The organism is Streptacidiphilus monticola, assembly GCF_042658505.1.
Taxonomy (GTDB): Bacteria; Actinomycetota; Actinomycetes; order Streptomycetales; family Streptomycetaceae; genus Streptacidiphilus; species Streptacidiphilus monticola.
In genome coordinates this window covers 31,805-46,010 of record NZ_JBHSQJ010000036.1, presented here as the reverse complement: position 1 = coordinate 46,010, position 14,206 = coordinate 31,805, and the positions used below count along the sequence as shown (strand labels likewise).

The 14,206-nt window shown below is 71.5% G+C and carries 13 protein-coding genes; 6 read left to right on the top strand and 7 right to left on the bottom strand.

Going from position 1 to position 14,206, the window contains the following annotated elements; all coding sequences use genetic code 11:
- Positions 1–1,245 (bottom strand): MFS transporter (locus ACFP3V_RS10385; protein ID WP_380582235.1); only part of this gene is annotated, 1,245 nt, incomplete at its 3' end.
- An 89-nt stretch (positions 1,246–1,334) separates the two neighbouring features.
- Between ACFP3V_RS10385 and ACFP3V_RS10380 the strand changes: the two genes are divergently transcribed.
- On the top strand, positions 1,335–2,294 hold the full coding sequence (locus ACFP3V_RS10380) for a GlxA family transcriptional regulator (protein ID WP_380582233.1): 960 nt from the start codon (positions 1,335–1,337) through the stop codon (positions 2,292–2,294).
- Between the two features lie 191 nt (positions 2,295–2,485).
- Here ACFP3V_RS10380 and ACFP3V_RS10375 read toward each other — a convergent pair whose 3' ends face one another.
- Complete coding sequence (locus ACFP3V_RS10375) at positions 2,486–3,196, bottom strand: polyprenol monophosphomannose synthase (RefSeq protein ID WP_380582243.1); 711 nt, start codon at positions 3,194–3,196, stop codon at positions 2,486–2,488.
- Positions 3,197–3,436: 240 nt separating this feature from the next.
- Here ACFP3V_RS10375 and ACFP3V_RS10370 point away from each other — a divergent pair, with 240 nt between their 5' ends.
- Positions 3,437–3,709, top strand: coding sequence for a hypothetical protein (locus ACFP3V_RS10370; protein WP_380582231.1), 273 nt, complete (start codon positions 3,437–3,439; stop codon positions 3,707–3,709).
- Between the two features lie 177 nt (positions 3,710–3,886).
- Positions 3,887–5,836, top strand: a complete 1,950-nt coding sequence (locus ACFP3V_RS10365; protein WP_380582229.1) for a phosphocholine-specific phospholipase C — start codon at positions 3,887–3,889, stop codon at positions 5,834–5,836.
- 69 nt (positions 5,837–5,905) lie between these two features.
- Here ACFP3V_RS10365 and ACFP3V_RS10360 read toward each other — a convergent pair whose 3' ends face one another.
- On the bottom strand, positions 5,906–6,628 hold the full coding sequence (locus ACFP3V_RS10360) for a phosphatase PAP2 family protein (RefSeq protein WP_380582227.1): 723 nt from the start codon (positions 6,626–6,628) through the stop codon (positions 5,906–5,908).
- A 288-nt stretch (positions 6,629–6,916) separates the two neighbouring features.
- Here ACFP3V_RS10360 and ACFP3V_RS10355 point away from each other — a divergent pair, with 288 nt between their 5' ends.
- Both ACFP3V_RS10355 and ACFP3V_RS10350 read left to right on the top strand, forming a co-directional pair.
- Positions 6,917–7,888, top strand: coding sequence for a sigma-70 family RNA polymerase sigma factor (locus tag ACFP3V_RS10355; protein ID WP_380582225.1), 972 nt, complete (start codon positions 6,917–6,919; stop codon positions 7,886–7,888).
- Positions 7,889–7,898: 10 nt separating this feature from the next.
- Positions 7,899–8,051: a hypothetical protein gene (locus tag ACFP3V_RS10350; protein ID WP_380582223.1), complete on the top strand. Its 153-nt coding sequence runs from the start codon at positions 7,899–7,901 to the stop codon at positions 8,049–8,051.
- Between the two features lie 55 nt (positions 8,052–8,106).
- Here ACFP3V_RS10350 and mscL read toward each other — a convergent pair whose 3' ends face one another.
- The 4 genes from mscL to ACFP3V_RS10330 form a co-directional block, all read right to left on the bottom strand.
- Entirely contained in the window at positions 8,107–8,517 is a 411-nt protein-coding gene (mscL, locus tag ACFP3V_RS10345; RefSeq protein ID WP_380582221.1) for a large conductance mechanosensitive channel protein MscL, read from the bottom strand.
- A gap of 50 nt (positions 8,518–8,567) precedes the next feature.
- Entirely contained in the window at positions 8,568–8,879 is a 312-nt protein-coding gene (locus ACFP3V_RS10340) for a hypothetical protein (RefSeq protein WP_380582219.1), read from the bottom strand.
- 321 nt (positions 8,880–9,200) lie between these two features.
- Positions 9,201–9,452 (bottom strand): FmdB family zinc ribbon protein, encoded by a 252-nt coding sequence (locus ACFP3V_RS10335; RefSeq protein ID WP_380582217.1) that lies wholly within the window; start codon positions 9,450–9,452, stop codon positions 9,201–9,203.
- 96 nt (positions 9,453–9,548) lie between these two features.
- Entirely contained in the window at positions 9,549–11,009 is a 1,461-nt protein-coding gene (locus ACFP3V_RS10330) for a potassium/proton antiporter (RefSeq protein ID WP_380582241.1), read from the bottom strand.
- 287 nt (positions 11,010–11,296) lie between these two features.
- Here ACFP3V_RS10330 and ACFP3V_RS10325 point away from each other — a divergent pair, with 287 nt between their 5' ends.
- The gene (locus tag ACFP3V_RS10325; protein ID WP_380582215.1) at positions 11,297–14,080 is read left to right on the top strand and encodes a penicillin acylase family protein; all 2,784 of its coding nucleotides are present in this window, start codon (positions 11,297–11,299) and stop codon (positions 14,078–14,080) included.
- The last annotated feature ends 126 nt before the right edge of the window (positions 14,081–14,206 follow it).

Sequence of the window (14,206 nt, the reverse complement as noted above, 5' to 3'; positions counted from 1 at the left end):
CGCCAGCGCGCAGAGCGCGCCGGCGGCGAGCCAGATCGGGTCGTAGCTGCCGACGGAGTCCCGCACCACGCCCGCCGCGAAGGCGATCAGCGCCGCACCGGCCTGGTGGCCGCACAGGACCCAGCCGAAGACGATCGGCGCGTCCTCGTCGAACCACTCCCGGCACAGCGCCACCGTGGGCGGGACGGTCGCCACCCAGTCCAGGCCGTAGAAGACGACGAACACGACCATGCTGGGGTGCACGGTCCGCGCGAACAGCACGGGAAGCAGCAGCAGTGAGGCGCCCCGCAGCAGGTAGTAGCAGCCGAGCAGGCGGCGCGAGTCGACCCGGTCGGTGAGCCAGCCGGAGAAGACCGTGCCCACCACGTCGAAGACGCCGACCAGGGCCAGCAGGCCGGCCGCCGTGGTCTCGGCCATGCCGTGGTCCCCGGCCGCCGGGATGAAATCGGTGCCGACCAGGCCGTTGGTGGTCGCGCCGCAGATCGCGAAGGAGCCGAAGAGCAGCCAGAACGCGCGGGTCCGCGCCGCGCGCCCCAGGGCCCGCAGCGCCCGCAGGCCCTTGCCGGGCTCGGGCGCCGGCTCGGTGTAGTCGGGAGGCGCGCCGTAGGGCAACAGGCCCAGTTCCGCCGGGCGTTCGCGCATCAGCAGGGCCACCACCGGAACCACCGCGAGGGCCGCCAGCGCCACCGCCGCCGACGCGGACTTCCATCCGTACTGCTGGATCAGCCAGGCCAGCAGCGGCAGGAACACCAGGTTCCCGGCCGCGCTCGCCGCGGTGAGGATGCCGGTCACCAGCCCGCGCCGGGCGACGAACCACCGGCCGCTCACCGTCGCCGAGAAGGCCATCGCCATCGACCCGCTGCCGATACCGACCAACACGCCCCAGCAGAGCACCAGTTGCCACGGCTGGGTCATGACGAGGGTCGCCCCCGCTCCCAGCGCCATCAGCGCCAGTGCCGCCGCGACCACGGCCCGGATGCCGAACCGGTCCATCAGCGCGGCGGCGAAGGGGGCGGTGAGCCCGTTCAGGACCATGTTGACGGAGACGGCGGAGGCGATGACCCCGTGGGACCAGCCGAGCTCGTGGTGCAGCGGCTCGGTGAGCAGCGCCGGCACCGAGCGGAACCCGGCCGCGCCGACGAGCACCAGCAGCGCGACGGCGGCGACGATCCAGGCGTAGTGGAGCCGCGGGCCGGCCGGGACCGGTGCGGGCGCGGGGCGGAGGGCGGTCTGCTCGTGGGTCACCCGAGGATGATCCCGGGCCCTCTGACGGCGCGGCGAGTGGCCCGAGGGACAGCTTGCGCAAGGATCGGGCCAGCAGGGACAGTGGGCGGATGCCACAGCACCAGGTGGCCGTCCTTGCCCTGGACGGCGTCATCGCCTTCGAACTCGCCACGCCCTCCCGGCTGTTCGAGTCCACTCGGCCGCCGGGGGAGGCACCCCTCTACCGGGTCCGCACCTGCAGCGTCGACGGCGGGCCGGTGCGCACCAGCGCGGACTTCCGGGTCGTGGTGGACCACGGCCCCGAGCTGCTCGCGGAGGCGGACACGGTCGTGGTCCCGGCCCCGGGCCCGGAGTTGACGGCGGGTCGGCTCCCGGCGGAGGTGCACGCGGCGCTGGCGCGGATCCGCCCGGGCACCCGCCTGCTGTCGATCTGCACCGGCGCCTTCGTCCTGGCGGCGGCGGGCCTGCTGGACGGCCGCGCGGCGACCACGCACTGGATGCACACGGACCGCTTCCGGGCGCTCTTCCCGCAGGTGCGGGTGGACCCGGACGTGCTCTTCGTCGACGACGGCGACGTGCTGAGCTCGGGCGGCGTCGCCGCCGGCGTCGACCTGTGCATGCACGTCATCCGCCGCGACCACGGCAGCGCGGTGGCCAACTACGTGGCCCGCCGCTGCGTCGTCCCGCCCTGGCGGGACGGCGGGCAGGCGCAGTACGTGGACCTGCCGGTCCCGGAGCGCGGCGGGGCGACGACGGCCCCGGCCCGGGAGTGGGCGCTGGACTCGCTGGACGCCTCGCCGAGCCTGCGCGAGTTGGCAGGACGGTGCGGGATGAGCGTGCGGACGTTCACGCGGCGCTTCCGCGAGGAGACCGGTCTGAGCCCGGGCCAGTGGCTCGTCCGCCAGCGGACGGCGCATGCGCGCCGCCTGCTGGAGGGAACGGACCTGACGGTGGATCACATCGCCCGCGTCTGCGGCTTCGGCTCAGGCGCGTCGATGCGCGCCCACTTCCAGGCAGAGCTCGGAGTCTCACCGAGCTCCTATCGCCGCACCTTCAGCTGCACCCCGTAGGGGGCACGGGGCATCATCCGCCTTCGGACGGGAGGTGCCCCCAGCACGACGGGAGGTGCCCCCAGCACGAGCAAGCCGCCACCCCGGGGACGTCCGTCCTGCGGTCAGGGTCGAACCCCCGTGGGCGGTGGGCTGGTCGCGCCCACCCGGCGGAGCCGCACGTGTCTGCCGCCCCGCACCCTGCGGGGCGGCTACCTGTTGCGGAGGCGGAGGCGCCAGGGGACGAGGGCGGACTCGAGCTGGACCGCGAAGCTCATCTTGGACGCGCCGGCGCGGCGCTCCTCGAAGCGGATGGGGATCTCCACGGCGACATGCCCGGCACGGACCGCGCGGTACTTGAGCTCCACCTGGAAGCTGTAGCCCGCGCTCTCCAGCGAGTCCAGCCGGACGTCGTCGAGCGTGGACCGGTCCCAGAGGTTGAAGCCCGCGGTGATGTCCCGGACCCGGGTCGAAAGGATGGTCCCCGCATAGGCGTTGGCCCAGCGTGAGAGCAGTCGGCGGTGCCAGCCCCACTCCTCCGCGAGTTCGCCGCCCGGCACGTAGCGGGAGCCGACGACCAGGCCCGCTCCGGTGGACAGGGCGGTGCCGATCATCTGCGGGACCGCGCTCGCCGGGTGGCTGCCGTCGGCGTCCATCTGGATCACGAAGTGGGCGCCCTCCTCCACCGCGAGGGCCATGCCCGCGGCGTAGGCGCGGCCGAGGCCGTCCTTCGCCGTGCGGTGCAGGACGCTGATCCGGGGCTTGCCGTGCTGCCGGTGGCGCTCGGCCAGCTTCTCCGCCAACTCGCCTGTGCCATCAGGACTGTTGTCGTCGACGATCTTCAGATGCAGTCCCGGCAGTGGCAGCTCCATGAGCCGCTCCACCGTCGCCTCCAGGCTGCCGATCTCGTTGTACGTCGGCATGACGACAGTGACGGGGGTCTCCGCCCAGTCCTCGGGCAGCTGGAGGGAGTCGGACACGGTTGCTCCACGGCGGTATCTCCGGACGGTGTCTGGAGCACATTAACGGTTCACCTGTGGAGCAAGGTAAGGATTCACGATGCCCGGGAGCTGCCCATTCGGGGGATCACCGCAGGTCAACTCCCTGATTGCGCGGGATTTCCGGATTCCGTGACGGGAACGGCACGTTGTTGACGCCGGAAGTTGCACAGCTGTACGACCAAGGTTCTTCCGCTGCGGGCGCGTCGTCGGGAACTCATCCGGACGACACGGCCCGACGCGGGCGTCCGGGCCGGCGTCGGCGTCGGCGTCGGCTCCGCCTCGGCCCACCTCGGCAGCGTCCTGGCGCTGCGTCGACTGACCGCCGCCGTGGTCGCGAACGCGCTGGCCACGGTGGTGCGCTTCCCGCTGATGAGCTGGAGCGCTGATGCGCTGATGCGCTGGAGCGCTGGAGCGTCTTCAATTCCGGGAGGTTGACGAGGAGTTGAGAGGGCGGCAGCTCTTCGAGGGGTAGATAACGGTTTGGCAACGGGTCCAGTCCAGGATTTGTGAAGCGTTCATGCCCTCGCCACCTCCGGCAGGGGGCGGTGGTGACGGCGCGTCAGGAACCTGTTGCGCGGCCGACACTCCGCCGTCTCCTCCGGAGGACACCCGATGACACCCGTAACCCGCCGCACCTTCCTGGGCGCCGGCGCCGCCACCGCCGCTGCGCTCGGCGCCAACGTGCTGGCCCCCGTGCTGGCCCGCGCCGCCGACAGCGCCGCCGCCTCCTCGGGCAGCCTGAGCTCGGTCGGACACGTCGTCATCTTCATGCAGGAGAACCGCTCGTTCGACCACTACTACGGCAGCCTGTCCGGCGTGCGCGGCTTCGCGGACACCTCCAAGCTGCGCTTCCCGGGCGGCAGTGACGTCTTCGCGCAGACCACCAACGGCCCGTCCGGCGGCAGCGTGCTGCACCCCTGGCACCTCGACACCTCGACCACGGACGCGCAGCGGATCTCCGACCTGGACCACTCCTGGTCCGGTACCCACTCCGCGTGGGACAGCGGGAAGTACGACAACTGGATCCCCGCCAAGACCAGCAAGACCATGGGCTACTACACGCGTGCCGACATCCCGTGGCAGTACGCGCTGGCCGACGCGTTCACCCTGTGCGACTCCTACTTCTGCTCGGTGCAGGGGCCGACCAACCCCAACCGCCTCTACCAGTGGACCGGTTGGATCGACCCGAACGGGACGGCCGGCGGTCCGGTCACCGACAACAGCGAGAAGGGCTACAGCTGGACCACCTACCCGGAGCGGCTGCAGGCGGCCGGTATCTCCTGGAAGATCTACCAGGAGGCGGACAACTACGACGACAACCCGCTGGCCTGGTTCACCCAGTTCAAGAACCTCTCCGCCGGCGACCCGCTGTACGTGCGCGGGATGGCCCGCTCCACGAACTCGGTCGCCGACTTCGCCGCCGACGTCGCCAACGGCACTCTCCCCGCGGTGTCCTGGGTGGTCGCCCCGGCGTCCAAGTCCGAGCACCCGGCCTACCCCCCTGCCTACGGCGCGGACTACGCGGCCGGGATCCTGAACGCGCTCGCCGCCCACCCGGACGTCTGGGCGAGGACGGTCGTCTTCCTCAACTACGACGAGAACGACGGCTTCTTCGACCACGTCGTCCCGCCGGTGCCCCCGTCCGGAACGGCGGACGAGTTCATCGGCGGCACCCCGATCGGGCTCGGTCCGCGGGTGCCGATGACCGTGATCTCGCCCTGGTCCACCGGCGGCCGGGTCTGCTCCGAGACCTTCGACCACACGTCGGTGCTGCGCTTCGTCGAGGCGTGGACGGGGGTGGCCGAGCCGCACATCTCCGCCTGGCGGCGCAGCGTCTGCGGCGACCTCACCTCGGCCTTCGACTTCAACGCGGGCACGGCCGCGTTCCCGACGACGTTGCCCGCCACGGCCCCGCTGGTCGCGGCGGCCGACGCCGAGGACTCGCTGCCGGCCGCGACCGCGCCGAGCTCGTCCCCGATGCCCGGGCAGGAGTCGGGGGACCGCCCCTACCAGCGGATCGGGTACCGCTTCGACACCACCTCGTGGACCGACACGTCGACCAACCGCTTCTGGTTCAAGACCGTCAACAACGGGGCCCTGGGCGGCGGGTTCTCCGCCTACACCGTCAACTACCGGACGTTCCAGGCATGGCGGTACACCCTGCCGACCGGCGGCAGCATCTCCGACTACTTCAGTGCGCTGACCTACGGCGGCGGCCGCTACGACATCGACCTGCACGGCCCCGACGGCTACCTCCGCGGCTTCCAAGGCGACGTGCGCACCTGGACCGCCAAGGCGCACCCCGAGGCGTACGTCGTCGACAACGCGGACGGTGCGACCCAGACGCTCCACCTGACCAACGCCGGCTCGGTCGCGTGCGTCTTCACGGTCGGCGTCAACCAGGCCCAGGGCGCGAGCGGCGGCAGCGTCCGAACCGTCACCGTCGCGGCGGGCGGCTCGTCCACCCTGACGCTGGGCAGCGCCGCGGGCCGGTACGACTACACGGTGACGGCGAACGTCGGCGACGGCTTCGCGCGGCGGTTCGCCGGACGCCAGTACTGAGCGGCGCCGGCACCGGGTTCGGCAGCACCGGGTCCCGGCGGTACGGGGTTGCGGCGGTGCCGAGTCGCGTCAGTCCGCCGTGGTCCTGCTGCCGTCCTCGGCGCGGTCGGGCTGGACGCGGCGGGAGGAGCGCAGGTGCAGGGCGGCCGTCTCGGCCGCCCTGCGGCCCGGGCGGACGAAGTCGAAGGCGGCGGTCACCGCGCCGAGCAGCGCCCGGGCCAGCAGCCACGCCCCGAGCACGTCGCTGGGCCAGTGCACGGCCAGGGCCAGCCGGCTCCAGCTGACCAGCAGCACCAGCAGTGCGGCCGCGCCCAGCAGGGCCCACCGGGCGGTGCGGCCGCGTGCGTGGGGAAGCAGCAGCAGGGCGAACAAGGTCAGCACGGTGGCCGCCGTCATCGCGTGCCCGGACGGGAAGGACCAGCCGGTGGCCGTGGTCACCGGGTGCCCGTACGCGGGACGGGGCCGGGCCACGGCATCCTTGACGCCGATCTCCAGGGCGGCCTGACAGGCCGTCACCAGGGCCACCCACAGCGCCGCCAGGCGCGCCCCCCGCCACCAGAGCCACAGGACCACCAGGGCGGCGGTGATCCGCAGCGCCGTGGGGGAGAGCAAGGCCGAGACCATGCGCTGCACCGCGCTCCAGAACGTGTGTGCCTCCGCGAAGGAATGCAGCCCGGACTCGGTGCGTTGGTCGAGGCGCAGCAGCGGACCCCAACGGGACTCCACCAGCCCCAGCAGCACTCCGAAGAGCGCCAGGCAGACCACCGCCGTCAGCGCCGCCCTGAGCCTCACCGACCCCGCCTTTCCCGTGGTGCGCGTCCCCGCGCGGGGAACTGGACCGAGGCGGACAATCGTCCCAGGTAATGACGGACCGGGCAGTGCGGCCCGCCCTGGAGCCGAACGTGACCGAGTGACCACGCAGGGCTCGGATCGAAGGCAAAACTCGTCAGCCTACTGCGAGTGCGGGAGAAAATCACCGGTTTGGGAATGTTTTCTGGGGGGTGTTCGTTGGATCGTTATGAAAGCCAGACCCAGGCGGTGCCTCCCAGGCCCCGCAGCTGACCGGAGGGAACGAAGCCCATGGCAACCCGTGCCGTCGTCCGCGACAAGGCCGACCGCGCCCGTTCTGCGCGGCCCAGCAACGGTGAGGCCGACCGTGACCTCGTCGGCATCTACCTCGACGAGATCGCCCGTACCCCGCTGCTCGACGCCGCGCAGGAGGTCGAGCTGTCGACCCGCATCGAGGCAGGGGTCTTCGCCCAGTACCTGCTGGACGAGGGCGACACCGCAGCTGGGGCGACCGAGGAGGAACTGCGCGCGATAGCCGCCGACGGCGAGCGCGCCAAGGACGTCTTCATCCGTTCCAACCTCCGCCTCGTGGTGGCGGTGGCCCGCCGCTACCCGCGCAGCGGCCTTCCCCTGCTGGACCTGATCCAGGAGGGCAACGCCGGCCTGGTGCGCGCCGTGGAGAAGTTCGACTTCAACAAGGGCTTCAAGTTCTCCACCTATGCGACCTGGTGGATCCGGCAGGCGATCACCCGCTCCATCGCGGACCAGTCGCGGACCATCCGGCTCCCCGTCCACCTGGTGGAGGAGCTGGGCCGGATCCGGCGGGTGCAGCGGGAGAAGTCCAAGGAACTGGGCCGTGAGGCCGAGCCCGCCGAGGTGGCGGCCGAGCTGGACACCACCGAGGAGCGGATCAAGGACGTGCTCGACTGGGCCCGCGACCCGGTCAGCCTCAACATGACCGTCGACGACGAGGGCGAGACCCAGTTCGGCGACCTGGTCGAGGACACCGGCGCGACCTCCCCGGAGGACGCGGTGCTGGTGATGCTCCGCCGCGAGGAGTTGGACAGCCTGATCGACCGGCTCGACGACCGGACCGCCTCGATCATCCGCTCCCGCTACGGCATGGAGGACGGCCGCGAGCGCACGCTGACCGAGGTGGGCAAGCAGCACGGCCTGACTCGCGAACGGATCCGCCAGATCGAGAAGCACGCCCTGGCGGAGCTGCGGCGGATCGCCGACCACGCCGGCTTCGAGGCCGCCTAGGCTTGGCGGCATGAGTAGGGACGGAAAGCACGAGATCGTCTTCGACGACCTGCTGGAGCAGGCGACGAGCGACGACACCGACGCCGGGTGGGGCGAGCGCGAGGCCCCGGTCCGCGACCTGGACTGGTACCTCCGCGAGACCCCGCCCCACCACGGCGAGTAGCACGAGCGGCGCGACCGCTCCGGGCCCCGCTCCGAGGGTTTCGGCGCCGACGGGTTCAGCTCTGACGGGCCAGCAGGTCCCGGATCTCGCTGAGCAGTTGGACGTCCTTCGGCTCCTCGGCCGGCTTGGGGATCTCCACCGGGACCTCTTCCTTCTTGCGGCGGTTCAGCAGGTGGTTCATCGGCAGCACCATGCAGAAGTAGACCACCGCGGCAGTGATCAGGAACTGCAGGCCCGCGCCGAGCACGGCGCCCCACTTGATCAGAATGCCGCTGTCCGCGGTGCACGGGCCCTTCAGGCAGGACGTGTAGGCGTTGAGGTCCTGGGTGCCGAAGGCGCCGACGATGGGGTTGATGACGCCGCTGACGACCGAGTTCACGATGTTGGTGAACGCGGCGCCGATCACGACGGCGACGGCGAGGTCGATGACGTTGCCTCGCATGAGGAATGCTTTGAAGCCCTTCATGGCGCCGGAACCTAGCCGCGCGACGCCGGGCGACCGGACCCATGCGCGGCTCACCCGTTCGGGCGAGTACGGCCCCGGGGCACGTCCGCGAGCAGCGGGGATGCCCCCGGCGCGGGGGCGGAGTGCGCGCCGTCCAGCGCTCTGACTTCACTCGAACCGGGGGGTGCCGCGCTCGCCCCGGAGTTGACGGGACGCAGTGCGCCGAGGGCCAGCGTGGTGGCCGCGACGAGCAGCCCGGTGGCGACCGGCCCGGGCCGCCGGAGGGGCGGCGGAAGCCGGTGCCGGCCCGTCCCCGCGAGGATCGGGGGAAAGGCCGCGACCACTCGCGTGGGCGGGACGGACGAGTACGAGGCGTGGGACATCTTGCCGACCTCCGTGGCTGGTTGCGGCTTGCGCCCACAACGCTCCCGCGGAGAGCGGGCGATGTCCCGGATGAACCTCAGACCTGTGGATAACTCCCGACCTGTGCATGCAGCCCCTCAGGGGCGCGAGGATCCCCCACCCTTCGCGCGGGAGGTGCCCCCACCGCCCTTCGGACGGGAGGTGTCTCCACCGCCCCTTCGGGCGGGAGGATCCCCCACCGCGACCAGCCCACCACTCGCGGAGGTTCGACCCGTTGATCGGGGACGGACCTCCCTCAAGTGGTGGGCTGGTCGCGCAGCTTCCCGCGCCCCTGAGGGGGCTCAGGCGGCGGAGCCGGAGCCCGAGGAGGAAGACGACGAGGAGCTCGACGCAGTCGAGGCCGTGGAAGAGGAGGAGCCGCGGCTGTCGGTCCGGTAGAAGCCGGAGCCCTTGAAGACCACGGCCGCCGCGGAGAAGACCTTGCGCAGCGCGCCCTCGCACTCGGGGCAGGTGGTCAGCGCGGCGTCGCTGAACTTCTGCACAGCCTCGAAGCCGTGGCCGCACGCGGTGCACTGGTACTGGTACGTAGGCACTTGATCTTCCTCCTGGCACTCTCGCCTAATGAGTGCTAACGCCTACCAATGATGCTGTATGCCGGGCCGATAAGTCCACCAACCCCGGTGTGAGGCTCAGTACTCCTGGCGCTGCCCCAGCCAGCCGGCCAGCTTGCCGCCGCGGTCCACGGCGCGCAGGCGCCGCTCGGCGCGGTCGCGGACCTCGTCCGTGGTGACCACCAGCAGGTCGTCCGCCGCCCTGAGCACCGTCGTCGGGCCGGGGACGAAGCTCGCGCCGTCCCGGACGACCAGGGTCACCGCCGCGCCCTTGGGCAGGCGCAGCTCGCTGACCTCCACCCCCGCGAGCCGTGAGCCGGGGCCGACCGAGACCGAGAGCAGGTGCCCGTGCAGGCGGTCCAGCGGGGCGGACTCGACCTCCAGGTCGCTCGCCCGGCCCGAGGAGGAGAAGCCCAGCCGCTCCGCCACCCACGGCAGCGTCGGCCCCTGGACCAGGGTGAACACCACCACGAGCAGGAAGACCGTGTTGAACAGCCGCTCCGCGCCCGTGACCCGGCTGACCACCGGGATCGTGGCCAGCACGATCGGCACCGCCCCGCGCAGGCCGGCCCAGCTGGCGAGCGCCTGGTCGCGCCAGCCCCAGCGGAAGGGCGTCAGCGACAGGACCACCGACAGCGGCCGGGCGACCAGCACCAGCACCAGGCCGACCACGATCGCCGGGACCACCGCGTCGGCCATCGTGTGCGGATTGGCCAGCAGGCCGAGCAGCACGAACATGCTGATCTGCGCGATCCAGGCCAGCCCCTCGGCGAAGCCCCGGGTCGCCTGGCCGTGGGGAAGCCGGGCGTTGCCCAGGATCAGGGCGGACACGTAGACGGCGAGGAAGCCGGAGCCGTGCAGCAGTGCGCCGCCCGCGTAGGCGAGGATCGTGAGCGCGACCACCGCGATCGGGTACAGGCCCGACGAGGGCAGCGCCACCTGACGCAGCGCCAGGGCGCCCAGCCAGCCGACCGCGAGACCGATGGCGAGGCCCGCCGCGAGTTCGAAGACGACCGTGCCGAGCAGTCCGTACCAGCTCTCGATCGGTCCCGCGGTGGCGAACGCGACGACCAGGATGACCACCGGGGCGTCGTTGAAGCCGGACTCCGCCTCGAGCAGGCCGGACAGCCTGCCCGGCAGCGGCACCCGACGCAGGACGGAGAAGACCGCCGCCGCGTCCGTGGACGAGACCACGGCGCCCAGCAGCAGCGAGAGCCGCCAGTCGGTGCCGACCAGGAAGTGCGCGCCGACCGCGGTCACCCCGACGCTGACCGCGGTGCCGACCGTGGCCAGGACCGCGGCGGCGGGCACCGCCGGGCGGATCGCCTGCCAGCGGGTGCCCAGGCCGCCCTCCGCCAGGATCACCACCAGGGCCGCGTAGCCCAGCACCTGGGTGAGCCGTGCGTTGTCGAAGCCGACGCCGAGGCCGTCCTGGCCCAGCGCGATGCCGATGCCCAGGTAGAGCAGCAGGCTGGGGAGCCCGCTGCGCGACGAGAGCCGCACCGCAGTGACCGCTACCAGCAGCACCAGGGAGAACATCAGCAGGAGCAGGTCGAGCCGGTGGACGGTCACGCAGGGGCACCTCCTGTGCAGCCGGACGGGAAAGCAGCAGGGGCAACGGGCATGACGCCCCGTCAGGGCGCGGACCCGAAGCGGATCGTTTCCTCGTGGATCATTTTACCGTCCCTTTAATTACTCCGAACAGGGGAGGCCGGTCCGGGCTGCACCGGGGCACGAGCATTCCGGTTCGGGTGTTAGCGTCAGCACCGCCGCTTCGCGCGGCACCAGCCAGTCGCGGTCGAGCCGAGCCCCTACCAAGGACCCTGATGCCCCGCTCCAAGAAGAAGTTCCGGCGCCTTCGTCTGCTGGTCCTCCTCGTCGTGCTGCTGCTGGTCGCGGGCGTCGGGCTGGGCGGCTGGCTGGGCGTCAGGACCGTGCAGTCCTCCTTCGCACAGACCACCGGCACCCTCAAGCTGACCGGGCTCTCGGCTCCGGTCCAGGTGCTGCGCGACGACAAGGGCATCCCGCAGATCTACGCGGACACCCCCGAGGACCTGTACCGGGCGCAGGGCTACGTCCAGGCGCAGGACCGCTTCTGGCAGATGGACGTCGACCGCCACGTCACCGCGGGCACCCTCTCCTCGATGTTCGGCTCGGGACAGGTGGAGACAGACGCGTTCATCCGCACCATGGGCTGGCACGCGGTCGCGCAGAAGGAGTGGAACGACCCGACGCTGCTCGCCCCGGACACCCGCAAGTACCTGCAGGCGTACTCGGACGGCGTGAACGCCTGGCTCGACCAGCACCCGGGCGGGGCCGGGGCCTCGCTGGAGTACGCGCTGCTCGGCGTGGCCCACAGCGGCTACACGCCGGCCAAGTGGACCCCGGTCGACACCCTGTCCTGGCTCAAGGCCATGGCCTGGGACCTCAGCGGCAACCTGCAGCAGGAGGTGGACCGTTCGATCCTCTCCGGCAGCTTCAGCCGCGAGCAGATCGACGAGCTGTACCCGGCGTACCCCTACGCGGACAAGGGCACCATCCTGCAGACCGGCAAGGTGACCGGCGGCGCCTACCAGCCTGCCGACTCCGGAGCGGGCGCGTCGGGTGGGAAGAACACCGCCACGCAGGCCTCCTGGCAGGGCGTCAGCTCCGCGAAGAGCGCGAGCCGGCCGACCGACGGCGCCACCCAGGCCGCCCAGGCGCTGGCCGCCAACCTGGAGAAGATCCCCGCCCTGCTCGGCACCGCGGGCAGCACCGGCATCGGGTCCAACTCCTGGGTGGTGTCCGGGAAGTACACCACCACCGGCAAGCCGTTGCTGGCCAACGACCCGCACCTGACCCCCGCGCTGCCGTCCATCTGGTACCAGATGGGCCTGCACTGCAACAGCCTGAGCACGGCATGCCCGTACGACGTCAGCGGTTTCACCTTCCCCGGCATGCCCGGCGTGGTCATCGGGCACAACCAGACGATCTCCTGGGGCTTCACCAATGTCGGGGCCGACGTCCAGGACCTCTACCTGGAGCAGGTGACCAGCCCGGACACGTACCTCTACGACGGCAAGGACACCAGGTTCGTCACCCACCAGGAGACCATCCAGGTGGCGGGCGGGAGCGACCAGACCATCACCGTCCGGGCCACCCAGGACGGCATGCCGATCATCTCGGACCACTCGACCGAGCAGCAGACGGTGGGCAGGAACGCCCCCGTCTCGGGCACCGCGGCTCCGCGGGGGGCCGGCTACGCCATCGCGCTGCGGTGGACGGCGCTGGACCCGAACAACACCATGGACGCGGTCTTCGAGATCGACCGGGCGACGGACTTCAGTCAGTTCCGCAAGGCGGCACAGGACTTCGCGGTCCCCGCGCAGAACATGATCTACGCCGACACCAAGGGCCACATCGGCTACCAGATGCCCGGCTGGATCCCGATCCGGGCCAAGGGCGACGACGGCACCTACCCGATGCCGGGCTGGACCTCCGCCTACAAGTGGAAGGGCCGAGTGCCCCCGCAGGCCCTGCCCTGGACCGAGGACCCGGCCTCGGGTTACATCGTCACCGCCAACCAGGCCGTGGTGGACGGGAGTTACCCCTACCTGATCACCGACGACTGGGAGTACGGCACCCGGTCCGAGCAGATCTCTTCGATGATCCAGAAGAAGCTGGCCGGCGGCCTCGGGCGGATCTCGCCGGAGGACATGCTCTCCATGCAGCAGGACGACACCAGCGTCTTCGCCCGCACGCTGGTGCCCTACCTGCTGAAGATCAAGCTGAAGGACCCCTACTTCATCCAGGCGCAGAACCTGCTCAAGGACTGGGACTTCCAGCAGGACTCCGACTCGGCGGCGGCCGCGTACTACAACGCCGTCTGGGACCAGCTGCTCAAGCTCGCCTTCGACCAGAAGTTCCCGGCGGCGCTGCGGGCCACCTCCGACTGCATCATGGTCGTCCCCGAGGGCACGGCCGCCGTTCCCGCGGACGACGTCAACGGCAAGCCGAAGCGGGAGAAGGTCTGCGGCCTGCGCGACGGCAGCAACGCCCAGCCCGACGGCGGGGACCGCTGGACGGCGGTGGTCGCCCAGCTGCTGAAGGACCCCAACAACGACTGGTGGAGCTGGACCAACAGCCTCGGCGACACCTACCACGGCCGGGACAGCGTGCTGGCCCAGGCCCTGGTCGAGGGCCGCAAGCTGCTGACCTCCCTGATGGGCAAGGACATCAGCGGCTGGAGCTGGGGGCGCGTGCACACGCTGGAGCTCAAGGAGCGCACGATCGGCAGCGACGACTCGTCGGTCTTCTCCGGCATCGGCCACACTCTGCTGAACCGCGGCCCCTACGCCCTCTCGGGCGGGACGGCGGCGGTGGACGCGGAGAGCTGGAACGCGGCGCAGGGCTTCCAGGTGGACGAGGCGCCCTCGATGCGGATGGTGGTGGACCTGAGCGACCTCGACAAGTCGCACTGGATCAACATCGGTGGAGCATCGGGCCACGCCTACGCCGCGCACTACAACGACCAGACGCCCCTGTGGGCCTCGGGGCAGACGCTGCCGTGGGCCTACAGCCGGGCCGCTGTCGCGGCCGCCACCAAGGACAAGCTGACGCTCTCACCGTGACCTGACGCGCCATCAGGCGGCGCGGCCGTCAGGCGGCGCGACCGTCAGGGGCGCTGGGGCGCTCCCGCCCGAAGGGTGGGGGCGGAACTGCGCGAGCGACCCACCATTCGTGGAGGTCCGGCCCCA